The following is a 23281-nucleotide window of genomic DNA, read 5'->3' on the forward strand; positions in this document are numbered from 1 at the left end:
TCGAACCCGGAAGCTAAGCCTTTCAGCGCCGATGGTACTGCAGGGGGGACCCTGTGGGAGAGTAGGACGCCGCCGAACAATCTTTGTAAAGAGCCCTGCCAGGGGTTTAAATCCTTGGCAGGGCTCTTTTGCGTTTCCAGCAGGCCGGGCCTGCCGGGTCAAACTTCGCTGGGATCACTGGCGCCGCACCAGGCCCTGGAGTCCGGACGATTCGAGGTCGGGAGAACAAGCGCTGCGTACCCCCGTACCCCTGTGCGCGTGGGGCCTCCGTATACAGGTAAAGTCAGGACGCATCATTGGCACGTTCCACAGGAGGCCCCCGGGTGGAGGTCCAGGAGACGCGCGTCCAAACCGACCGCGTACTCACCATCCCGAACATCCTCAGCATGGCGCGCCTCGTCGGCGTTCCGCTGTTCCTGTGGCTCATTTTGTTGCCCGAGTTCGGCGGTCCCAAGGCTGACGGGTGGGCCCTGCTCGTCCTCGCGTTCAGTGGAGTCAGCGACTACCTCGACGGTATGCTCGCGCGGCGCTGGAATCAGATCAGCAACCTTGGCCGCCTACTGGACCCGGCGGCCGACCGGCTCTATATCCTCTCGACCCTCGCTGGCCTCACATGGCGGGAGATCCTGCCGCTGTGGCTCACCGCGGTGCTGGTCGCCCGTGAGCTGGTCCTCCTGGTGATGGTCGGCATCCTCCGCCGGCACGGCTATCCGCCGCCCCAGGTGAACTTCCTCGGCAAGGCCGCGACGTTCAACCTCATGTATGCATTCCCCCTGCTCCTTCTGAGTGATGGGAGTGGCTGGCTCCCGACAATCGCTGCTATTTTCGGATGGGCGTTCGCAGGATGGGGTACGACCCTCTACTGGTGGGCAGGAATCCTCTACGTGGTTCAGGTCCGCCGGCTCGTCAGAGCGGACGCCACGGCCGACTGAGCTCACCGATGCGCCAGTCCTGTAGGGGCCGGGTTGCCCTCATGTGAACTCCAGTGGGCCATCTGGATGGGCAAAGTCGGCATGACCGTCGTCTCTTCAAGGAGGACGCTTCCGACATGAAGGCCGTTGTAATGGCCGGTGGCGAAGGAACTCGCCTTCGCCCAATGACTTCGAGCATGCCCAAGCCGCTGCTGCCGGTGGTCAATCGACCGATCATGGAGCATGTGCTGCGCCTGCTCAAGCGGCATGGTCTAAATGAGACCGTGGTGACCGTGCAGTTCCTTGCCTCGCTGGTACGGAACTATTTCGGCGATGGCGAGGAGCTCGGCATGGAGCTCACCTACGCCAATGAGGAGAAGCCGCTCGGTACCGCGGGAAGCGTCAAGAACGCGGAGGAGGCGCTCAAGGATGATGCGTTCCTCGTCATCTCTGGTGACGCTCTCACAGACTTTGACCTGACCGAGCTGATCAACTTCCACAAGGAAAAAGGAGCACTCGTCACCGTCTGCCTCACCAGGGTTCCCAATCCCCTGGAGTTCGGCATCACCATTGTTGACGAGAACGGCAAGGTCGAGCGCTTCTTGGAAAAGCCGACCTGGGGTCAGGTCTTCTCCGACACCGTGAACACCGGCATCTACGTCATGGAGCCAGAGGTCTTCGACTACGTCGAGGCCGATACCTCTGTTGACTGGTCCGGGGACGTCTTCCCTCAACTGATGAAGGAAGGCAAGCCCATCTACGGCTATATCGCCGAAGGCTACTGGGAGGACGTCGGTACGCACGAAAGCTACGTGAAGGCCCAGGCCGACGTCTTGGAGGGCAAGGTTGACGTCGATATCGACGGCTTCGAGATCTCCCCGGGCGTCTGGGTCGCCGAAGGAGCCGAGGTGCATCCCGACGCCGTGCTCCGCGGCCCGCTGTACATCGGTGACTACGCCAAGGTCGAGGCGGACACCGAGCTGCGGGAGCACACCGTCGTCGGCTCCAACGTCGTCGTCAAGAGCGGTGCCTTCCTCCACAAGACTGTCGTCCACGACAACGTGTACGTCGGACAGCAGTGCAATCTACGTGGCTGCGTCATCGGGAAAAACACCGACATCATGCGGGCCGCCCGGATTGAGGACGGGGCAGTCATCGGTGACGAATGCCTGATCGGTGAAGAATCGATTGTCCAGGGCAACGTCCGGGTGTACCCCTTCAAGACCATCGAGGCGGGCGCGTTCGTCAACACCTCGGTGATCTGGGAATCGCGCGGTCAGGCGCACCTGTTCGGCGCGCGCGGTGTCTCCGGCATTCTCAACGTGGAGATCACCCCGGAACTGGCGGTGCGGCTCGCCGGGGCCTACGCGACAACACTGAAGAAGGGTTCGACCGTCACCACGGCACGTGACCACTCACGTGGTGCGAGAGCCCTCAAACGTGCCGTCATCTCCGCGCTCCAGACCAGCGCCATCGACGTACGTGACCTGGAGAACGTGCCGCTCCCCGTCGCCAGGCAACAGACCGCGCGTGGTAGCGCCGGCGGCATCATGATCCGTACGACACCGGGTGTACCGGACTCGGTGGACATCATGTTCATCGATGAGCGGGGTGCGGACCTTTCCCAGGCCGCGCAACGCAAATTGGACCGGGTGTACGCGCGTCAGGAATATCGGCGTGCTTTCCCCGGTGAGATTGGCGATCTACGTTTCCCCTCCAGCGTCTTCGACTCGTATACCGGATCGCTGCTGCGTGCCGTGGACACCACGGGTGTGGCCGAAGCCGGCCTCAAGGTCGTGGTCGATGCGTCCAACGGCAGCGCCGGGCTCGTCCTCCCCAGCCTGCTGGGCAAACTCGGCGTGGACGCGCTCACCATCAACCCCGGGCTTGATGAGTCGCGTCCGACCGAGACGGCCGATGGCAGGCGCGCCGGCCTGGTGCGCCTCGGCGAGATCGTGGCGTCTGCACGGGCGGCGTTCGGCGTGCGGTTCGACCCTGTCGGCGAGCGACTCTCGCTGGTGGACGAGCGTGGCCGCATCGTGGAAGATGACCGGGCCTTGCTGGTCATGCTCGACCTGGTGGCGGCCGAGCGGCGTAGTGGCCGGGTTGCGATGCCGGTGACCACGACCCGGATCGCCGAACAAGTAGCCGCGTACCACGGCACGCAGGTTGACTGGACGACGACGTCGCCGGACGACTTGACCCGAGTTGGTCGGGCGGACACCACCATTTTCGGCGGCGACGGGCGCGGTGGGTACATCATCCCCGAGTTCAGCAGCGTCTTCGACGGCACGGCGGCGTTCGTACGGCTGATCGGTTTGGTGGCGCGCACCCAGCTGACGCTGAGCCAGATCGACGCCCGCATCCCGCGGGCCCATGTGCTACGTCGAGATCTGGCCACACCATGGGCGGTCAAGGGCCTGGTGATGCGCACGGTCGTGGAGGCGGCCGGGGATCGCTCGGTGGACACCACCGACGGGGTACGGGTCGTGGAGGCCGATGGGCGTTGGGTGATGGTGTTGCCCGACCCCGCGGAGGCCGTCACTCACCTATGGGCAGAGGGCCCGGACGACGCATCGGCCGGGGCGCTGCTTGACGAGTGGGCGCACGTGGTGGACACCGCGGGCCGCTGATTCGGCACGGCCCCCGCTGGTTCCGACTGACCCCCGATGGGGTTGGTCCGGGCGGGCGGGGGCCTCGCCGCGTTTTCAGCGGGCTGAGCGGGCTGGTGCCTGGTGAACCGGCCAGCGGGCTGAGGCTCGCTCAACCGACCTGGGAGTACCGTCTCTTTGGCCCCTACCCGGCGCGCCGGTGGGGCCATTGGGTGACGGCGCTCCCGACGTGCGACGATGTGCGGCATGCCGCAGCAGCCCCCCGTTCGGAGCACCGCGTCTTGGCGCCCGCGTCCCGACGCGTCCATGTCGCTGCTGACCAATGTGATGGAGCACAGCCTCGATGACGGGTACGCCGAGGCAACGGCGCGGCGCCAAGCTGCCGGCAAGCACGGGTTGTCGCGTACGGTCAGCGCCAAGCTATGGCTCGCGGCAGGGCTGGTCCTCACCACGATCGTGGTGACCATCGGAGCCGCCGAGACACGGATAGCCGCGCCCACCGTCGCCAAGGAGCGCGGAGAGCTGATCGACCGGATCGAGTCGGAGACCTCGTCGGCCGACGCGCTGGAGGACGATGTCGATGCGCTACGCGACGATGTGGGTAACCGGCAGCGCGAGGCGCTGAAGGAACACGGCGGGGACAAGGGCGAGCTGGTGGCTCTGCTGGCGGGCGCAACCGAAGTGCGAGGCCCAGGCGTCGAGCTGGTCATCGATGATGCTGAGGGCGCTGGTGGAGGTGGCGGTGGTCCGCGGGAGAGCAACGGGTTTTCCAACACGGGCCGGGTGCGGGACCGGGACATGCAGCGCGTGATCAACGGGCTGTGGCAGTCCGGCGCGGAGGCCATGGCGATCAACGGTCAGCGGCTGACGGCCCTTTCGGCGATCAGAGCGGCGGGCGACGCCATACTGGTGGACAACAGGCCGCTCGTGCCGCCGTATACGGTGCTCGCGGTGGGTGATGGAAAGCGGCTGCGCACGGCCTTCGAGGACAGTGCAGACGGCCAGTACCTGCGGGTACTGCACGACAACTACGACATTCGCGTGCGGACCTCCGTCCAGGACGAGGTGCGGCTTCCGGTTGCCCCGACCCTGATCGTACGTAACGCGAAGCCACATACCGGTGCCGTGGACACGACCGGCACCGACACAGGAAAGGGCACACCTTGATCGCCGTACTGGGCCTCGTCGTGGGAGTCGTGGTCGGACTTGTGGTCCGCCCCGTGGTGCCAAACGTCGTTGAGCCCTACCTGCCGATCGCGGTCGTCGCCGCACTGGACGCGGTCTTCGGTGGCCTTCGCGCGATGCTCGACGGAATCTTCGACGACAAGGTCTTTGTCGTATCGTTCCTGTCCAACGTGGTGGTGGCCGCCCTGATCGTCTTCCTGGGAGACAAGCTCGGCGTCGGCGCGCAGTTGTCCACCGGTGTCGTGGTGGTGCTCGGTATTCGCATCTTCTCCAACGCGGCCGCAATCCGGCGGCACATCTTCAGGGCGTGAGGCCGATGTCCGACGATGAGAGCCCCGAGCGGTCCGAGCCGCCACACGGCCAGGAGAGCAGTCAGCCGCCGAACGCAGGCGATGGCGCGGCCGAGTCGCAGCACCAGGACTCCGAGCGGGCCGGGCATGGCAAGGAACACGGCCACCGCTTCGGCGGGCTTCGCCGCGCACTGCCCGCGGAGCGGCCCGCGCCGCGTACGGTCGCGCACCGCCCGCCGCCGCCCGAACAACCCGTCCCGGACGGTTCGATGACGGGCCGTCAACGGCTGCTGGCGAGCGTTTGGCCGCCCCGGGTGACCCGGCCGCAGCTCACCGTCGCGGTGCTGCTGTGCGTCCTTGGCCTGGGCTTGGCGATCCAGGTACGGTCAACCAACGAAAGCAGCGTGCTGCGCGGGGCGCGCCAGGAGGACCTGGTGCGCATCCTGGACGAACTGGATGACCGTACGCAGCGCCTTGAGGACGAGCGGCAGCGGCTTGTCGGGCAGCGCACCGAACTGGAGAACAGCTCGGACCAGGCCGAAGAGGCCCGTAAACAGACCAAGCTCAGGGAGCAGCAACTGGGCGTGCTCGCGGGCACGGTGGCGGCCCAGGGCCCTGGCATCACGCTCCGCATAGACGACACGCGCGGCGCCGTGAAGGCGGACATGCTGCTTGATGCGATCCAGGAGTTGCGGGCGGCGGGTGCCGAGGCGATTCAGATCAATGATGTGCGTGTCGTAGCGGGCACGTACTTCGCGGATGTGGACAGCGGCGTTGGCATCGACGGCCACAAGGTGGCCCGGCCCTATGAGTTCACGGTCATCGGCAAGCCCGAGGACTTGGAGCCCGCGCTCAACATTCCTGGTGGGGTGGTGCAAACTCTGGAGAAGGAGCAGGCGACCGTGTCCGTGGCGCGGCACAAGAAGATCGTTGTGGACGCCTTGCGGTCGGCGAAGCAGCCTGACTACGCTCGGTCATCATCGTGATGAGCGGGGGGCATATGAGGGGCCTGTGTCGCGCGCGCGAGGTTGCGGGGGGTCGGCGCACCAGAAGCGGAGTGCGTAAGGGAAACTGTCTGATGGTCACGGACGTTGTGAGGGTGTCCGGATCAGCCGGTGTGTGCATTGAGGATTTGTCCTGCCCCACGGGCGGGTCTGTTTCAGTCAAGGGGAATCGCCCGTGAAGTTGTTTGCGAAGTTGTTCGGCAAGAGCGCTCGCCAGGAGAGCGGTACTGCTCGCCACCGAGGGCATCGCGCTGCCGAAGGTGGCGGGGCCCAGGAGGAGCGCCCGCTGTTCCGGGACCAGATCGGTGACCTGTCCGGTGGGCACGGCGCAGCGTCTGGTGACCCGGCCGGAGCCCGCCCCATAGGTTCCGGTGGACCATCGACCCCACGCGCGGGTGGAGGGTCCGGGGCGCCTGTTTGTCCCAGGTGCGGGCACCAGACCGGTATGACCAGCAAGTTCTGCTCCAACTGCGGCACGCCGTTGCGCGCGGGAGCGACGGCCGAGCGAGCCTCGGAGACCACGTCCACCATCTCGATTTCTGGCCTTGAGGCCTACGACTCCGAGACGACGGGGCAAAATCCGCTGCCGTCGCTCACGCCAGAGGCGCAGGCCGCCGTGGACGCGCTGCCGGCGGGTTCGGCCCTGTTGGTGGTGCGCCGCGGCCCGAACTCGGGCAGCCGCTTCTTGCTGGACAGCGAGCTGACGACGGCTGGCCGTCACCCGAACAGCGACATCTTCTTGGATGACGTCACCGTTTCACGCCGCCACGTGGAATTCCGCCGCGGCTCGGATGGTGGGTTCACCGTTACCGACGTCGGCAGCCTGAACGGCACCTACGTCAACCGGGAGCGGATCGACGCGCTGGTGCTCGCCAACGGCGACGAGGTGCAGATCGGCAAGTACCGGCTGGTCTTCTACGCCAGCCAGCGCGGGTTCGGTATCTGAGGGAACCGAAGCACCAGGGAAGGTTCATGCATCACTCACCGTCAGGCGGTGCCGGGCGCGGCACCGCCTCCGCAGACGGCCGGCTGGTGAGCATCGGCACGGTGCTGAACCTGCTTCGGGATGAGTTTCCCGAAGTCACCATCTCCAAGATTCGTTTCCTTGAGACCGAGGGACTGGTCGAGCCGCAGCGCACCCCCTCGGGGTATCGCAAGTTTTCCGCGCAGGATGTCGAGCGGCTTGGCCAGGTGCTGCGTATGCAGCGCGATCACTACCTGCCGCTGAAGGTCATCCGGGAACACCTGGATGCCCTTCAGCGGGGTGAGACGGTGCCTTTGCCTGCGCCTGCTCAGCCCCGTGACCTGCTCGATGGGGAGAGGGGGGCGGTACCGCCGGAGCAGACGGCGGTCCGTATCGGCCGTGCGGAGCTGCTGATGGCTGCCGAGGCGGGCGAGGCGGAGCTGACCGAGTGGGAGTCGTACGGGCTGCTCAGCGCTGCCTCAGATGGCGCGTACGACGCTGGGGCGATCGGGGTGGCCAAACTCATCGCGGAGCTCGGCCGGGCCGGACTTGAACCGCGTCATCTTCGGGCCATCAAAGCCGCTGCCGACCGGGAGGCCGGACTGGTCGAACAGCTTGTCGCACCCCTTCGGCGGCACCGTAATCCGCAGACCAGGGCCCATGCCGAGGCCACGGCGCGGGAGCTTGCCGGGCTGTCCGTACGGCTGCATGCGGCACTCGTTGAAGCCGCATTGCGGGTCAGGTTGCACTGAGTGCCGGGGTGCCCGACTACCCAAACCGACCGACCAGGTCCTAGGGTTGCTGTGTGAATGAGCTCGACGTCGTGGGTGTCAGGGTGGAAATGCCTTCCAACCAGCCGATCGTGCTTCTCCGTGAAGTGGGAGGCGACCGGTATTTGCCCATCTGGATTGGGCCGGGAGAGGCGACCGCCATCGCCTTCGCGCAGCAGGGCATGGCCCCCGCGCGACCGCTGACCCATGACCTTTTCAAGGACGTGCTGGAAGCAGTGGGGCAGGAGCTCACCGAGGTCCGGATCACGGATCTGCGGGAGGGCGTCTTCTATGCGGAGCTGGTGTTCGCCAGCGGAGTTGAGGTCAGTGCCCGGCCGTCGGATGCCATAGCGCTGGCGCTGCGTACCGGTACGCCGATCTACGGCAGTGACGGTGTGCTGGACGATGCGGGCATCGCCATCCCGGACGAGCAGGAGGACGAGGTCGAGAAGTTCCGCGAGTTCCTCGACCAGATCTCCCCGGAAGACTTCGACACCAACAGCCAGTGAGCCGCCGCTGACGGCAGTCAGGCCAGGGCATTCGGCAAGCCCTTCCCGGAAGAGCGTCACCGAAACCACTCGTAGGGTGATTATCACTCGGCGTGCCGAGTGTGGCGATCGTTGACGCACCCCGAGTGACTGCCTACCGTCGAGAGGGCAGGTCAAGGACGGAGGTCGGCGTGAGAAGCACCGGCGAGGGCACGGCGGCAGGCGGTCCGTATCCGCTTCACGGGGGCGCGGCCGGCCCGGTGTCCGGGCATCCCGCCGCGGCACGGGCCGCGACACCCGAAGAACCCATGTCTGATGAGATCGGCTACCGCGGGCCCACGGCCTGTGCTGCCGCGGGCATCACCTATCGGCAGCTCGACTACTGGGCGCGCACTGGGCTTGTGGAGCCCAGCGTGCGGCCCGCGTACGGCTCGGGTAGCCAACGGCTGTACAGCTTTCGCGACGTGGTCGTCCTTAAGATCGTCAAGCGGCTGCTCGACACCGGTGTGTCGCTGCAAAACATCCGTGCGGCCGTGCAGCACTTGCGGCTGCGCGGGGTCGCGGACCTCGCGCAGATGACGCTGATGAGCGATGGGGCGACGGTGTACGAGTGCACGTCGCCTGACGAAGTCGTCAATCTGCTCCAGGGCGGACAGGGCGTCTTTGGGATCGCCGTGGGAGTGGTGTGGCGGGATGTGGAGGCCGCACTATCTCAACTGCACGGAGAGCGCGTGGACACGGGCGAAACGCTGACCCGACAGCACCCGGCCGACGAGTTGGCCAAGCGGCGTAACCGAGCGGTCTGAGCCGATTGTCAGAGGCGTACGGCACCATCGGTGAGTGTGAGAGGTACGCCGACGATTTTGCATTTGGACATGGACGCCTTCTTCGCCGCGGCGGAGCAGGCGGCCAAGCCCAGCCTGCGCGGCAAACCAGTGATCGTCGGCGGTCTAGGGCCGCGCGGCGTGGTGTCCACGGCCTCGTACGAGGCGCGCGTCTTTGGCGTCCACTCGGCCATGGCGATGGCGCAGGCCCGCCGGCTGTGCCCGAACGCCGCCTACCTCACACCGCGCTTCTCGTTGTACCGCCAAGTGAGCGATGTCGTCATGGAGCTGCTGCGAAAGCTGTCCCCGCTGGTCGAGCCGCTCAGCCTCGATGAGGCGTTCGTCGATCTGGAGGCGGGCGGTGTGGAGCCGCACTCACGGGCCGCCCAGGAGGTGGGGCACCAACTGCGTCGGGACATCGCCGCGGCGACGGGGCTCTCCGGCTCCGTGGGGCTGGCTGGCTCGAAGATGTTGGCGAAGATTGCCTCTGAGCGGGCCAAACCCGACGGCCTCGTGGTGATCGAGCCGGGCACCGAACTCGCGCTGCTCGGCCCGATGACGGTGCGGACGATTCCGGGCGTGGGGCCCGCGACGGCCGAGGCACTGCGGCGCGCGGGCATCCACACGATTGCCGATACGGCCGAAGCCGGTGAGGCGGAGTTGGTCAGACTGCTGGGCAAGGCCCACGGGGCGTCCTTGTTCGTCTTGGCCAGCGGGCGCGATGCGCGTCCGGTCGTCGCGGAGCGGGACACCAAGTCGGTATCCGTGGAGGACACCTTCGACGAGGACCTGACCGACCGCTCGCGGATGCAGTTCGAGGTCGCCCGGCTCGCCGACCGGTGCGTCGAGCGGCTGCGGGCTGCTGGGAGATCCGGGCGGACGGTCGTGCTGAAGGTCCGCCGGTACGACTTCTCGACGCTGACGCGGTCAGAAACCCTGCGCGGTCCCACGGATGACCCCTCGGTGGTGCGGGAGGCCGCAAGGCGGCTGATCGACAGCGTGGAGACCAGCGAGGGTGTGCGGCTCCTTGGCGTCGGCGTCAGTGGCCTCGCCGATTACACCCAGGAAGACCTGTTCGCTCAGGCGGCGAACGACCGCGAGGCTCAGGAAGCGGCACTGCTGGAGCGGGACGAGTCGCCGGGCTCGGGGGGCCAGCAAGGTGCCATAGAGCCGGAGAGCGGCGTCCACGCGCCCGTACGGGCCCCGTCAGCGCCCGAGCCGCCCCGGCGCTGGCTGCCAGGGCTTGACATCACTCATACGAAGTACGGCGCTGGCTGGGTGCAGGGCAGCGGCGTCGGGCGCGTGACCGTACGGTTCGAACAGCCCTGGTCGCCGCCGGGCCGGGTGCGGACGTTCGCGGTCGATGACCCGGCCCTGGAGGCGGCGGAGCCGCTCTCATTGATGCGCCCCGAGCCGCCCCCGGACGTATCGGCTGCCCCGAACGGCCCGCCCGCGCCGGACCCGCCAGCGCCCGAGATGGCGCGGCGGGCGTCCCTCCCGGCGGGTCAGCCGCCGGTGGCTGACCCACCAGGCGCGTCCTTCGAGCCTGAGATGTGCCCGAAGCCGGTGTCCGGCGGCGGGGCGGGGTCGCTGCGGCGGGAGGTGTCGAGCCCGTAATGCCGGTAGAGCTGCACCTCCTGCTCGGGCGAGAGGTGCCGGCCCACACCGAGGTCCGGGGCCTCCTTGATCAACGTACGGTCGAAGGGGACCCGCAACACCTCATCGACGACCTCGCTCGGCTCAAGCGGCACGAAGACGTCCCGGCCGAACAGGCCGGTGCGTACGGCCGCCCATTCGGGCTCGCCTGTGGCGTCGTCGAGATAAACCTCGTCCACGGTCCCAATCTTTGCGCCGTTGCGGTCGAACGCTTTGCGGCCTATCAACTGCCGTGGGTCGGTGTCCGTCTGCACCGTCCATCACCTCCAACAAGGTCATGACTGCCCTGTGACACCTACGTAAGGCCACATCATGCCGACTGGCCACTTGACGGAACACCTGGGATTGTCGCTGGTAGGCTGGCTGACGGCTGTTGACCCTGTACGGGAGAGCCCTTCGCAGCAACCGGGCGGGGGCGCCGAAGGAGCAAATCCTCCCCGGAATCTCTCAGGCACACGTACCGTACGGACGAGGTCACTCTGGAAAGTAGGGCGGGTCCCGGACTGGCATCAGCCCGGAGCCCTTCCTCACCGACGGTGAAAGCTGGGCCGCCACGCGGTCCGGTGAAGCTCTCAGGTTGAGATGACAGAGGGGGAGGCCGTACGGGTACCAGCGCCTTGGTGCCCCCCGAAGGTCGTATGACCAGGAGGCCTCCGCAGATGACCGCACACCGCATCTCCCTGACCGAACTGGAACGCGGCACGCCCTTCGATGAGCGCCACATAGGGCCCGACCGCGAGGCGCAAGCCAAGATGCTCGCCCAGGTCGGCTTCGGCTCACTCGACGAACTCACCGCAGCAGCCGTACCCGACGTGATCAAGAGCGCCGATTCGCTGCGGCTGCCCGACGCCAGGACCGAAGCCGAGGTACTCGCCGAACTGCGCGAGCTGGCCGACCGCAACCAGGTCCTCGCTCCGATGATCGGCCTCGGCTACTACGGCACCTTCACCCCGCCAGTGATCTTGCGGAACGTGATGGAGAACCCGGCCTGGTACACCGCGTACACGCCCTATCAGCCCGAGATCTCGCAGGGCCGCCTTGAGGCGCTGCTCAACTTCCAGACGGTCGTGGCCGACCTGACCGGGCTGCCGACCTCCGGCGCCTCCCTCCTCGACGAGGGCACGGCCGCCGCCGAGGCGATGGCGCTCTCTCGCCGTATCGGCAAGGTCAAGAGCGGCGTCTTCCTCATCGATGCGGACTGCCTGCCCCAGACCATTGCCGTCATCCAGACCCGCGCCGAGCCCACCGGCGTCGAGGTCGTCGTCGCCGATTTGTCCGGCGGCATCCCGCAGGAGGTTGTCGAGCGCGGAGTCTTCGGCGTCCTGCTCCAGTACCCGGGCGCTTCCGGCGCGGTGCGGAACCCGCGCGCCGTCATCGAGCGTGCCCATGAACTGGGCGCGGTCGTCACCGTCGCCGCCGATCTGCTCGCGCTGACGCTGCTGACCTCCCCCGGTGAGCTCGGCGCCGACATCGCGGTCGGCAGCACCCAGCGGTTTGGTGTGCCGATGGGCTTTGGCGGCCCGCACGCCGGGTTCATGGCCGTGGGCGAGAAGTTCGCCCGCAGCCTGCCGGGCCGCCTGGTCGGTGTGTCGGTGGACGCGGACGGCAACAAGGCGTACCGGCTGGCACTACAGACCCGTGAGCAGCACATCCGTCGTGAGAAGGCCACCAGCAACATCTGCACCGCGCAGGTACTGCTCGCCGTCATGGCGGGGATGTACGCCGTCTACCACGGCCCCGATGGTCTGGCCTCCATCGCCCGTCGTACCCACCGCTACGCCACGGTGCTCGCCGAGGGGCTGCGGGCCGGCGGAGTGGAGGTCGTACACGGTGCGTACTTCGACACGCTCACCGTGCGGGTGCCGGGCCGCGCCGCGGGAGTGGTGGCCGCAGCCCGTGAGGCTGGGGTCAACCTGCGGCTCGTGGATGCCGACCTGGTCGGCATCGCCTGCGACGAGACCACCGGCCGCGCGCAGCTCGCCGCCGTGTGGGGGGCCTTCGGCGTCAGTGCCGATGTGGAGGCGTTGGACGCCGCGGTGAGCGACACGCTCCCGCAGGAGTTGCTTCGCACGGGTGAGTACCTCACCCACCCGGTGTTCCACCAGTACCGCTCCGAGACCGCCATGCTGCGCTACCTGCGCAGGCTCGCGGACCGTGACTACGCGCTGGACCGCGGCATGATCCCGCTCGGTTCCTGCACCATGAAGTTGAACGCGACCACCGAGATGGAGCCGGTCACCTGGCCGGAGTTCGCCGCGCTGCACCCCTTCGCGCCCATCGAGCAGGCCCAGGGCTACCTCTCCTTGATCAAGGAACTTGAGGACCGGCTCGCCGAGGTCACCGGCTACGACAAGGTCTCCCTCCAGCCCAACGCCGGATCGCAGGGCGAACTGGCCGGCTTGCTGGCCGTGCGCGCCTACCACCGCGCCAATGGCGACGAACAGCGCACCGTGTGCCTCATCCCCTCGTCGGCGCACGGCACCAACGCCGCGAGCGCCGTGATGGCCGGGATGAAGGTCGTCGTGATCAAGACCGGCGAGGACGGCGAGGTGGACGCCGACGATCTGCGCGCCAAGATCGAAAAGCACAGCGCTGAGTTGGCCGTGCTGATGGTCACCTACCCATCCACGCACGGGGTGTTCGAGGAGCACATCGGTGACATCTGCGCGGCCGTGCACGACGTGGGCGGTCAGGTGTACGTGGACGGCGCCAACCTCAACGCGCTGGTCGGCCTGGCGCAGCCGGGGCGGTTCGGAGGCGACGTCTCGCACCTGAACCTCCACAAGACCTTCTGCATCCCGCACGGCGGCGGTGGCCCCGGTGTCGGCCCGGTCGGCGTGCGCGAGCACCTGGCTCCCTACCTGCCCAACCACCCGCTACAGCCCGCCGCAGGGCCCGAGACGGGAGTGGGACCGATCTCCGCCGCGCCGTGGGGCTCGGCCGGCATCCTGCCCATCTCGTGGGCGTATGTGCGGCTGATGGGCGGCGAGGGGCTGCGCCGTGCTACCCAGGTTGCGGTGCTCAGCGCCAACTACATCGCCAAGCGCCTTGAGGCGCACTACCCAGTGCTGTACACGGGCCCGGCCGGTTTGGTGGCCCACGAGTGCATCATCGATCTGCGGGGGCTGGCCAAGGAGACCGGCGTTAGCGTGGACGATGTTGCCAAGCGCCTCATCGACTACGGGTTCCACGCGCCGACGATGTCGTTCCCCGTCGCCGGCACGCTGATGATCGAGCCGACGGAGAGCGAAGATCTGCCCGAGATCGACCGGTTCTGCGAGGCGATGATCGCAATTCGCGCGGAGATCGCCAAGGTGGGGTCCGGCGCGTGGTCAGCGGAGGACAACCCGCTGCGGAACGCACCACACACGGCGGCGACGCTGGGTGGCGACTGGGACCGCCCGTACAGCAGGCAGGAGGCCGCGTTCCCGGCCGGCGTCTCTGCTTCGGACAAGTATTGGCCGCCCGTGCGCCGAGTGGACGGTGCCTTCGGTGACCGCAATCTGGTCTGCTCCTGCCCGCCTCTTGAGGACTACGACGGCTGAGCAGGTCGGGCCGGGCCCCGGGGTGCCCGCGCTGACATGCGATGGGGCCGGTGCGGCGGTGACGCCGGGCCGGCCCCTCATATGTCGGTGCTCCATGGTGCGTACATCGGTGTGACTTGCATGGTGCGTCGTGCCCCGTGCTGAGGGGCACCGTCGTACGGCCCTCCGCGTCTCAGCGGCCACTGTCGTACGACGGTGATGTGCTGACGTGCGTGTGAAGCGCGCCCGTCGTGGTGAACCTGACGTAGCTGAACCGAACTTACGCGGCGGTCATGATGTGCGCGGTGCCCAGTGGGCGACGCGGGTCGATGACCTGTCCGTTCGGCAGCAACTCCCCGGTGTCCTCGAAGAGCAGGACGCCGTTGCACAGCAGGCTCCAGCCTTGCTCGGGATGGTGGGCCACCAGGTGGGCCGCCTCCCGATCAGCAGAGTCGGCTGTCGGGCACGGTGGTTGGTGCTGGCACATGGAAGGGTTCTTTCGCTGCGATGCGGTAGCTGTCCTGCGGCTCGGTGCGGTGTCCATTGCCGCCCCCCGTAACTGTTGATTGGCCTCAGTCTTGCCCTGCGAGCGTGTTTTCGCAGGCATTTAGCGGCAGCACTTCTCTCCAGTGAGAGACGCGTCACCCATCGGGATGGTTGCTACAGACAAGACCATCCCGATGGGTGGTTCCTGGTAGCCAAATAGGACTAGTCCCTTTGGGCGGATGTGCGTGGGGTTTGCCGCACCGTTACACGCCCCGCGACCTGCGCCGTCGCGGGACGGTGGGTGCCCGGTTTCCTGGTCCTCATGCGGGCGACCCCAGCAAGGGCCCCGGGGGAAGCCGGAGCGTCAGCATCGGTAGGAGATCCGCGACCCGGTGCGGCACGTTGGGGGCTATCCCGGGAGGCGCCGGGGCAAGCGGCACCAGCAAGTCGGTCTGAGCCGGGTGACCGGCGCCGGCGTCGGCCGTCGTGTCGTGATGCAGCCACAGCGTCAGCATGTACAGCTCGGGCACGGACAGCAGCCTCGGCTGGTACGCGGTGGGCAACGCTTCAGCGCGCAACAGGGCATGTTCGGTCGAGGTCACATACGGGCCCTCACAGAAGTGCGAGAAGGCCCAGCCGTCGGGCGTGAGCATCGCCTCGGCCGCGGCGACGGCGCGATCCGCGCTGGCGATCAGGAAGCGCCAGCCGGTGAGCCGGGTGGTGGGCGTCGCGCCACGTTCGCCCCGCGGTGACACGCGGTCAAGGACGTGGACGGGCAGCGGACGTTCGGCGGTCAGTGGGCCCGATTCGGATCGCAGGGCCGGGGTGCGGGCCTCACGGACGGCGGTGGGGGAGCCGAGGGCCGTGAGGACGCTGCGTAAAGCGGGCGCTGGGGCTGGGGGGACATGCAGCGGCATAGTCGCCTCTCACTTCGAGACATGTGCTACGGGGTGCGGACGGCGCGGTCTGTGCGCGGGGTCAGAGGTGGGCCGGCACTCATTGCCAGGACGCCAACTCTCTGCCTCGATTGCAGAGTTTATACGAAGGGTGTTCCCTATACCTTTGGCGATGCACTCGCGGTCAACTCGCCAAGGCCATATCAGGCCCTTACGTTGTGGTGATTGATCCGTTTCTGTGCCATGCAATACGAAGCTGACCGCGGCTTTTATCGCGGAAGCGGAAGGCCGAAACCCGCCTGTGTTTTCTGCCACGAAAGGAGGGGCGAGCTGGTACGTCGCCTTATGCCTGCGGACTGTGCCACTGGACTCGTTATGCAGAGCTTAGCTGTCCCATAGCTTGGGCGGGGCGTTATCGATCACACTGCCTGGGCATCATCGACCGTGACTCATCCCGGCTCGGTAGCCCCAAGTCGGGCCCCATGCGGCTGCTGTGGCCGCGACCCAGTCTAGGAGGGACGCTTCTATGGGGGAGAAGGTCGTGGCAGGCGGGTTCGACCTGTCCGATCGAGAACGGCACCGCGAAAAGCTGCGGCAATGCCTCGATGCTTTCGTCCGACTGTTGAAAGAGAAGCGATTCGAGCGCCCAAAGAATCTCATGGGTCTGGAGATTGAATTGAATCTCGCTGGTTCCGACGGTGCGCCGAAGATGATGAACGCCCAGGTGCTCGAACGCATTGCGAGCGGAGATTTCCAGATGGAACTTGGGCAGTGCAACCTGGAGGTGAACATCGTTCCCCACCGTTTGCATGGACGGGTCCTCGACCAGTTGTCGGAAGAACTGCGCACCGGTCTTGCCTATGCCGATAGAAAAGCCGGAGAGGTCTCCGCCGGCCTCGTGATGATCGGCATACTGCCCACCTTGGGCGCGCACGACCTGGTCTCCGCGAACCTCTCCCGAGCCGACCGATATCGGCTGCTCAACGATGAGATGGTGGCGGCCAGGGGCGAGCACTTCACCATCGACATCGCCGGTGTGGAGCGGTTGACCTGCACCTCTGCCTCGATAGCGCCGGAGGCGGCCTGTACGTCAGTGCAGTTGCACCTCCAGGTGACGCCGAGCCGATTCGCGGCCGTGTGGAACGCGGCGCAGGCGATAGCGGCGGTTCAAATAGCGGTGGGTGCCAACTCGCCCTTCCTCTTCGGCCGGGAGTTGTGGCGCGAGTCGCGGCCCCCGTTGTTCGTCCAGTCCACTGACACCAGGCCACCGGAGTTCACGGCGCAGGGCGTACGGCCCCGTACCTGGTTCGGAGAGCGCTGGATCGATTCTGCACAGGACCTCTTCGAGGAGAACCTCCGCTACTTCCCGCCGCTGCTGCCCGTCAGCGGGGATGAGGACCCGCAGAAGGTGCTCGATGACGGCGGAACTCCCGAACTGTCGGAACTCACCCTGCACAACGGCACCATCTATCGCTGGAACCGACCGGTGTACGCGGTGTCCGGTGGGGTGCCTCATCTGCGGGTGGAGAACCGGGTGTTGCCCGCGGGGCCCACGGTCACCGACGTCATTGCTAACACAGCCCTCTACTACGGCCTGGTCAGGGCGCTCGCCGAGCAGCCGCGCCCAGTGTGGACGCGGCTTCCCTTCGAGGTGGCGACAGACAACTTCGACGTAGCGTGCCGGGACGGCATCGAGGCCAGCTTGCGCTGGCCGCGGCCTGGCCGCTCCGGGGCACTAGCGAGGGTGTCGGCCGTACAACTCGTGCAAGAAGAGCTGTTGCCGCTGGCCGCGGCGGGTCTGGACGCGTGGGGCGTGGAGCCGGCAGATCGGGACCGGTATCTCGGGGTGATCGCCGAGCGCTGTTGCAGACGGGTCAACGGCGCGTCCTGGCAGGCAGCTACCTACCACCGGGCCATGGCCACGGGCCTGGCCCGAGACGAGGCCCTGGCCGCCATGACACGCCGCTACTGCGCCTTGATGCGTACCGGGGAGCCGGTGCACGCCTGGCCCGTGGGGGTCGGGGACTGAGAGATGCGTTGGTGGCCATCGCGGCGGCGCAGGTGCCGGCCGGTCCCAGACCTCTGCCTGTGCGCCCCTGTTCCCGGGGGCGTGGGAGTTCAGTGCTGACGGATGTGAGTACGCCGACCTGTGGGAGGGGGCGCCGCGCACGGGCTCGGTGACCACCTCGCGGGCGTGGCCCCTGTGTCGTAGGGAGGCCGGTCGTCAGGCAAGCTAAGACCTTCCAGGTGGGGCGTCGCCCGCGTATCGCGTGGCCTATCGCGCCATCCCCGGCAGGTTGAGGTCTTGGAGGCAGGGCAGTGATGCGGTCGCAGGCGCGTGAGGTGACCGGTTCGGCTTCGGACGGCGGACTGTCGCAACGCACCCTGGGCACCGAGACGCTGTTGGTGCTGGCCGTGTCGCTGGGAGCGAGCGGGGTGTCCGCGCTGATCGACTTCGTTGGCTCCGCCACTGAGCCCGGAGGGCTCAGCGATCAGACCGCCAACCTCAACTCTTCCGAGGCGCCTGGCCGGCCCTGGCTCGACCTCGCCTGGCAGCTTTTTGGCATCTCGACGGCGCTGGTACCCGTCGCGCTGGTGGCTCACCTGTTGCTCAGAGAGGGCCCAGGGCTGCGGGCCATCGGATTCGACCTGCGGGCTCGCCGCTTCGACCTGGGCTGGGGCGCGCTCGTCGCGGCGGGCATCGGCGGCTCGGGGCTGTTGCTCTACATCGGAGCCCGCGCCGCGGGGGCGAACCTCACCGTGGTGCCCGAGTCGCTGCCCGATGTGTGGTGGAAATACCCGGTGCTCTTCGCGTCCGCCGCGCAAAACGCGGTACTCGAAGAGGTGATCGTGGTGGGGTATCTGCTGCGGCGGCTCGGGCAGTTGGAGTGGGGGCCGATGGCAGCGCTCGCCGCCAGTGCGGTGCTGCGCGGTTCGTACCACCTCTACCAGGGCATCGGTGGGTTCTTCGGCAACCTGGCGATGGGTGTGATCTTTGTGTTGCTCTACCGGCGGTGGGGGCGTGTGGGGCCGCTGGTCGCCGCCCATGCTCTGATCGACATGGTGGCCTTCGGCGGCTACGGGCTGCTTGAGGGCAAGGTCAGTTGGCTTCCGGAGCAGTGAGTAGCACGCCGTCGATGACGGTGACGGCTTCGCCGGCAAGGAGCGTACGGTCGCCGCGCAGCAGGGTGCGTACTCGCCCGCCGCGCGCCGAGGCCTGGTAGCCGGTCAGTTCGGTGCGACCGAGCCGCGGTGACCACAGCGGTGCCAGCGCGGTGTGGGCGCTGCCGGTCACCGGGTCCTCATCGATGCCGGACGCGGGGCCGAAGAAGCGTGACACGAAGTCATAGCCGGCATCGGGCGTCTGGGCGGGCGCGGTCACGATCACCCCACGATGTGAGAGGCGGGCGACTGCTGCCAGGTCGGGGGCCAGCTCCCGAACGGTGGCCTCGTCCGCGAGTTCCACCAGCAAATCTCCCACCTGCGGACCGGTGTCGTAGCAGGCCACCGGCTCGGCACCGAGCGCGGCGCGGAGGCCGTGCGGGGTCTGGAGGGCACGAAGCGGCGCGGTGGGGAAGTCCAACGTGATCGCGCCCCGGCCGGCGGCTTCCAGACCGGCCTCGGAGGAAGATGCCGTGGCGGTGAGTACCCCGCTGCGGGTGGCGAACCGAACCGTACCCGTGGCCACCCCGGTGGAGTGCAGCACATGGGCGGTGGCCAGCGTGGCGTGGCCGCACAGGGAAACCTCGGTCGTCGGGGTGAACCAGCGCAGCGCCCAATCTGCGTCCGGCGCGTCGGGCAGCGGATGGGCGAAGGCGGTCTCTGACAGGTTGACCTCGGCCGCCACCTGAGCGAGCCAGCCGTCGTCGGGGAAGGACTTCGAGTCGAGAAGGACGACCGCGGCCGGGTTGCCGGAGAAGGGACGGTCCGTGAAGGCGTCAACGATTCGGATACGCATAGAGCGAGCCTAAGTGGCCACTTGCGGGATGCACCAAGGCCAATGCGGCGTAGGTGGCGCTCTTGGGCGCGTAGTTCGCCGGATGGGTTCGTGGCCTACTGGGTGAGGTTGGCCTCGTACCTGTGCGGCTGAGTGGCCTTGCTCCAGCAGGGATACGCGGCTCGTGCGGACGTGGCTCTGACGGGGATGGGCGGTCACTTCGGCCACCCGGTGGAGGGCTGATCACACAGCGGGCCTGAGACACCGAAGACACACCAGTAACCGAAACGAGCATCTGTGCCGGGACACGAGAGTTGGCACTGATCGGTCCTCGTGAACTGGGTATTCCTACGGTCTGGCCACGCTACTTGGCACCGGCAATTAATTGGCGGGGTTGTTGGCACTGGCGAATCTGGCGAAGAGGGGACATCACAGTAGGTACCCTCGCGATGTCCACGGACCGTTCAGTTCCCTGGTCACCGCGTCGAGTGTCGGCCACGGAGGACCCTCTCGCAGCAAGTGAAGGACTTCTTCCCCGAATCGTCTCCCGTTCGGAAACTGGTCGCCACGGTCCCAACGCCATGCTGCGACCATCGCGAGGACGAGCTGACGGCACGTGTCCAGCAGTCCTTGGTCACTGCTCGGATAATGCTCGCAGACCGCCTCTGCGACATGAGCGAGATCGAACTCGACCGGTCCACGGCAGCACGTCTCAAGGTCGATGAACAACGGGCCGTTCTTCGTGGTGAGCACATTGCCCGGATGCGGCTCGCCGTGGAGCAACTGCTCCACGGCGCCGTGGTCTTCGATCACTCGTTGCAGGCTTTCTAGTTTGTTGCTGAGGAACACGCGGTCCGCGTCGGCGAGCTCCGGCGAGCGATCCGGGTTGGCAACGACTTCCTCCGCCTCCGCGACCCGATCTGTGAACCGTGGGCTCGGCACATCGACCTCGCGCATGCCGGCGTGTAGCCGCTCCAGCACCTCGGCGTAGCCGACTGCTGAAACGTGAGGTGTCACGGGCTCGTAGTAGCTCCATAACGTCACTGCGAAGCCATCGCGTGTGTACACACGCGGGTCCACCCGAGGCTCCAAGGCGCCCACGGGGCATCCGGCCTCGGCGAGCCGTTGAGCGAAGTCGACTTCGAGTTGTGCAGCCGGCCCCCTTGGGGCGACCCGGGCAAGGGTGTCGCACGGCGTCAGCCGCAGCGCGAGCCTGTTCGAGTTGTGGAGAACGACTGCGTCGTCGGCTGGCAGGTCGAGCGATGCGGCGACCGATGTTGCAGCCGCGATCGCGCGCGTGAGGTCGGATATCTCCACCGGCGAATCCTGGCATAGATGAGCGAGGGCGATACCAACCAGCACGGCCAGGTGCCAACTACCGTGTCCCGGCACATCATCGACCGTCTATACGGCGCGGCGTACCCGAAGCGGTCATCCCTCACTGAGACAAACCGGCGGGTTGCCGATCTTCGTTGAGACGAGATCCCACCAGTTCGACGTGCTTGAGATGGCATCAACGTTCATTGAGACGGGTCAGGGATGTGCTCCGACACCGAAGTCGGATTGCTTGCCACTGAAGTTGGACTGGTCAGTGCGACTGAGCACTTCAGTGGGCGAGTGAGCGCCTGAGTCGGCGATTGGAGCTGACTGCGTCGCGGTTCGGGTGAGCTGGGCGGCGTCGGCATCGAGCAGCGGCTTCATCTGCTGCTAGGAGGGCCGTTGCGGTCAGCCCCGGCGGCGATCGCTTCACCTGCGTGGATGATCGAGCTGAGCATCGCGTGAGCGTCTTGTAGTTGGTCGATGGAGCGGCTCAGGCGCTCGCGTTCGTGTTCGAGGTCCTGGGCCATTTCCTCGCAGGTGGGTGCCAGGATGGCTCCTTCTTCGGTCATGCAGGGCAGCACCTCCCGGATCAGGTCGGTGTTCAGCCCGGCCGCGAGCAAGATGCGGACTCGGCGCACCGCGGCCACATCCGGCTCATCGAACTCGCGGTAGCCGCTGGCCCGTCGCTGCGGTCGCAGCAACCCCTGCTGCTCGTAGTACCGCAAGCTCCTGGTGCTGACGCCGGTCCGCTTCGACAGCTCGCCGATGAACATGTGACTCCCGCCACAGAAGTTTGACTCTGACATTGACGTCAAGGTTTAGCTTACCTGCCATGACAACGAATCACAGCACCCAGGCACGTTCCACCATCGATCCGAAGCCCCTGGCGGGTAAAAGGGCTGTCGTCACCGGCGGCACCATCGGCATGGGCCGGGCCATCGTCCAAGCCCTGACCGACCGCGGCGCCGAAGTGGTGTACACCGGGCGCAGCGATCAGCGGCTCGCCGAGGCCCAGGTGGCGCTCGACACCCCGCTGGCCCACCCGGTGCGCTCCGACGCCACCGACATCAACGCCATCGCCGCCCTGCGCGATCAGGTCGCCGACCGCCTCGGTGGCATCGATTACCTGTTCATCAACCAGGGCATCGCCGAGTTCCAGACGCTCGAAGAGGTCACCGAAGAATCGTGGGACCGCATCTTCGACGTGAACGCCAAGGGCGCCTTCTTCACCGTCCAGCGACTGGCGCCACTGATGTCCGAGGGCGGGTCGATCGTGTTCACCACCGTCTCCAACGACCGCATCTTCCCCGGTCTCAGCGCCTACTCCGGGGCCAAGGAGGCCGTCGCCGCCTTCACGAAGGTGCTCGCCGCCGAACTGCTCCCTCGCAAGATCCGCGTCAACGCGATCGCCCCGGGTTTCATCCTCACCCCCACCATGGGCGTTGGCGAGCTGACCGACGAGCAACGCGCTGAGTTCATCGAACAGGGCAACGCCTCCACGCCGATGGGCCGGGGAGGCACCGTGGAAGAGGTCGCCGCTGCCGCGCTGTACCTGGCTGCCGAAGCCACCTTCACCACCGGCATCGAACTGCCCGTGGACGGCGGGTTTGGCCAAGGCCTCGGCGCATGACCGCCTCCGCCCGGTAGGTGCCGTTCTCCTGCGGTCGGCTGAGCAGGCCGCAGGAGAACATGGTGGCGGCCACATCGCCATCGCCCTGTCGATGGACACGTACACCTCATGTGCTCATGCGCCACCACCACGGGTGGGTAGTTCCCGGGTGTCACCGTTCGCGGAGGCCGGGCCAATCCGGGCGGCGCAAGCTTGTGTACCGGGGCATACCAGCTCGCTCGCCACGCCCACCGCTCAAGTCAGGCGTCGGCGGCGAGCTTCCCCTTCTTGCGGCGGTAAGCGCGCTTGGCTCGGCAGAAGTTCGAGCGGGTCAACCGGATCTGTCCGGTGGTCCTCTGGCAGCCGTGCCGCGATCAACCACCGCAGACACCGGCGCCGCCGGCAGCCGGCCAGGCATCGCATGTTCGGCATGAGGACCGGATCGGGCGTCCCGGCTGGGATGAATTCCCAGCCCACCGCCCGGCAGGCCAGTTCCATCGCCTCGAAGGCCTCGGCTGCACCGGCATCGACCAGGTCATCGGCCCGCACCTCCACGACGCGGGCGCGGCCGTCGGCGGGCCGCGCGACGTAGTCCGGCGTGTGCCAACGTCGCGGGTGCCGTCATGCCAGTGCGGCCAGAATGGCGGCGAGGCGATCGCCAGCACCTGCGGATCGCGGTCCATCAGGATGAGCTGATCCCCGCTCCAGCCACGACTCGTAGCCGACGCGGTCCCGGGCCTTTGCGCGGTAGTACCAACCCGCGAAGCTTTCCACCCCCTTGGCCCAATGGAAGTCCCGGACCGGT

The 23281-nt window shown here is 67.2% G+C and carries 21 protein-coding genes, 1 rRNA gene and 1 riboswitch; of the genes, 16 read left to right on the top strand and 6 right to left on the bottom strand.

Annotated elements, in window-relative coordinates; translation table 11 throughout:
- From rrf to FHS42_RS26785, 11 genes are all read left to right on the top strand, one after another.
- Positions 1-78: ribosomal RNA gene (gene rrf / locus FHS42_RS26735) — 5S ribosomal RNA — on the top strand; the annotation flags it as partial.
- Positions 79-323: 245 nt separating this feature from the next.
- On the top strand, positions 324-932 hold the full coding sequence (gene clsA, locus FHS42_RS26740; RefSeq protein ID WP_184576333.1) for a cardiolipin synthase ClsA: 609 nt from the start codon (positions 324-326) through the stop codon (positions 930-932).
- 116 nt (positions 933-1048) lie between these two features.
- Complete coding sequence (locus FHS42_RS26745; RefSeq protein WP_184576335.1) at positions 1049-3544, top strand: mannose-1-phosphate guanyltransferase; 2496 nt, start codon at positions 1049-1051, stop codon at positions 3542-3544.
- Between the two features lie 225 nt (positions 3545-3769).
- Complete coding sequence (locus FHS42_RS26750) at positions 3770-4690, top strand: DUF881 domain-containing protein (protein ID WP_376772706.1); 921 nt, start codon at positions 3770-3772, stop codon at positions 4688-4690.
- Positions 4687-5019, top strand: coding sequence for a small basic family protein (locus tag FHS42_RS26755; RefSeq protein ID WP_184576338.1), 333 nt, complete (start codon positions 4687-4689; stop codon positions 5017-5019). The genes FHS42_RS26750 and FHS42_RS26755 overlap by 4 nt, the downstream gene beginning before the upstream one ends.
- 5 nt (positions 5020-5024) lie before the next feature.
- Positions 5025-5984 (top strand): DUF881 domain-containing protein, encoded by a 960-nt coding sequence (locus tag FHS42_RS26760; RefSeq protein WP_184576340.1) that lies wholly within the window; start codon positions 5025-5027, stop codon positions 5982-5984.
- A gap of 193 nt (positions 5985-6177) precedes the next feature.
- On the top strand, positions 6178-6948 hold the full coding sequence (locus FHS42_RS26765) for a double zinc ribbon and FHA domain-containing protein (RefSeq protein WP_312867050.1): 771 nt from the start codon (positions 6178-6180) through the stop codon (positions 6946-6948).
- Positions 6949-6974: 26 nt separating this feature from the next.
- Positions 6975-7718 (top strand): transcriptional regulator FtsR, encoded by a 744-nt coding sequence (gene ftsR, locus FHS42_RS26770; RefSeq protein WP_184576342.1) that lies wholly within the window; start codon positions 6975-6977, stop codon positions 7716-7718.
- Between the two features lie 53 nt (positions 7719-7771).
- Positions 7772-8245 carry a bifunctional nuclease family protein gene (locus FHS42_RS26775; RefSeq protein WP_014044725.1) on the top strand — a complete coding sequence of 158 codons (474 nt, stop codon included), beginning with the start codon at positions 7772-7774 and terminating at the stop codon, positions 8243-8245.
- A gap of 170 nt (positions 8246-8415) precedes the next feature.
- Positions 8416-9030, top strand: a complete 615-nt coding sequence (locus FHS42_RS26780) for a MerR family transcriptional regulator (protein WP_184576345.1) — start codon at positions 8416-8418, stop codon at positions 9028-9030.
- A 36-nt stretch (positions 9031-9066) separates the two neighbouring features.
- On the top strand, positions 9067-10665 hold the full coding sequence (locus FHS42_RS26785; protein WP_184576347.1) for a DNA polymerase IV: 1599 nt from the start codon (positions 9067-9069) through the stop codon (positions 10663-10665).
- Here the strand turns inward: FHS42_RS26785 and FHS42_RS26790 are convergent.
- Positions 10554-10958, bottom strand: coding sequence for a PRC-barrel domain-containing protein (locus FHS42_RS26790; protein WP_184576349.1), 405 nt, complete (start codon positions 10956-10958; stop codon positions 10554-10556). The genes FHS42_RS26785 and FHS42_RS26790 overlap by 112 nt on opposite strands.
- Positions 10959-11078: 120 nt before the next feature.
- A riboswitch (glycine riboswitch) is annotated at positions 11079-11177 on the top strand.
- Between the two features lie 186 nt (positions 11178-11363).
- On the opposite strand from FHS42_RS26790, the gene gcvP reads away from it, so the two are divergent.
- On the top strand, positions 11364-14249 hold the full coding sequence (gene gcvP / locus FHS42_RS26795) for an aminomethyl-transferring glycine dehydrogenase (protein ID WP_184576351.1): 2886 nt from the start codon (positions 11364-11366) through the stop codon (positions 14247-14249).
- A gap of 259 nt (positions 14250-14508) precedes the next feature.
- Here the strand turns inward: gcvP and FHS42_RS26800 are convergent, their stop codons facing one another.
- Both FHS42_RS26800 and FHS42_RS26805 read right to left on the bottom strand, forming a co-directional pair.
- Positions 14509-14715 carry a DUF5999 family protein gene (locus FHS42_RS26800; RefSeq protein WP_281392872.1) on the bottom strand — a complete coding sequence of 69 codons (207 nt, stop codon included), beginning with the start codon at positions 14713-14715 and terminating at the stop codon, positions 14509-14511.
- 319 nt (positions 14716-15034) lie between these two features.
- Complete coding sequence (locus FHS42_RS26805; protein ID WP_184576355.1) at positions 15035-15631, bottom strand: hypothetical protein; 597 nt, start codon at positions 15629-15631, stop codon at positions 15035-15037.
- 505 nt (positions 15632-16136) lie between these two features.
- Between FHS42_RS26805 and FHS42_RS26810 the strand changes: the two genes are divergently transcribed.
- Both FHS42_RS26810 and FHS42_RS26815 read left to right on the top strand, forming a co-directional pair.
- Positions 16137-17639: a glutamate-cysteine ligase family protein gene (locus tag FHS42_RS26810; RefSeq protein ID WP_184576357.1), complete on the top strand. Its 1503-nt coding sequence runs from the start codon at positions 16137-16139 to the stop codon at positions 17637-17639.
- Between the two features lie 293 nt (positions 17640-17932).
- The gene (locus FHS42_RS26815; protein ID WP_184576359.1) at positions 17933-18733 is read left to right on the top strand and encodes a CPBP family intramembrane glutamic endopeptidase; all 801 of its coding nucleotides are present in this window, start codon (positions 17933-17935) and stop codon (positions 18731-18733) included.
- On the opposite strand, the gene FHS42_RS26820 is transcribed toward FHS42_RS26815, so the two are convergent.
- From FHS42_RS26820 to FHS42_RS26830, 3 genes are all read right to left on the bottom strand, one after another.
- Entirely contained in the window at positions 18711-19568 is an 858-nt protein-coding gene (locus FHS42_RS26820; protein WP_184576361.1) for a PhzF family protein, read from the bottom strand. The genes FHS42_RS26815 and FHS42_RS26820 overlap by 23 nt on opposite strands.
- Positions 19569-19976: 408 nt before the next feature.
- Positions 19977-20864, bottom strand: a complete 888-nt coding sequence (locus tag FHS42_RS26825) for a phosphotransferase (protein ID WP_184576600.1) — start codon at positions 20862-20864, stop codon at positions 19977-19979.
- 380 nt (positions 20865-21244) lie between these two features.
- Positions 21245-21640 carry a MerR family transcriptional regulator gene (locus FHS42_RS26830; protein WP_184576602.1) on the bottom strand — a complete coding sequence of 132 codons (396 nt, stop codon included), beginning with the start codon at positions 21638-21640 and terminating at the stop codon, positions 21245-21247.
- 59 nt (positions 21641-21699) lie between these two features.
- On the opposite strand from FHS42_RS26830, the gene FHS42_RS26835 reads away from it, so the two are divergent.
- Positions 21700-22497 (top strand): SDR family NAD(P)-dependent oxidoreductase, encoded by a 798-nt coding sequence (locus FHS42_RS26835; RefSeq protein ID WP_184576363.1) that lies wholly within the window; start codon positions 21700-21702, stop codon positions 22495-22497.
- A gap of 285 nt (positions 22498-22782) precedes the next feature.
- Entirely contained in the window at positions 22783-23172 is a 390-nt protein-coding gene (locus tag FHS42_RS26840; RefSeq protein ID WP_184576365.1) for a hypothetical protein, read from the top strand.
- Positions 23173-23281 lie beyond the last annotated feature (109 nt).

The sequence above is a fragment of the Streptomyces zagrosensis genome, from assembly GCF_014203645.1.
Taxonomy (GTDB): domain Bacteria; phylum Actinomycetota; class Actinomycetes; order Streptomycetales; family Streptomycetaceae; genus Streptomyces; species Streptomyces zagrosensis.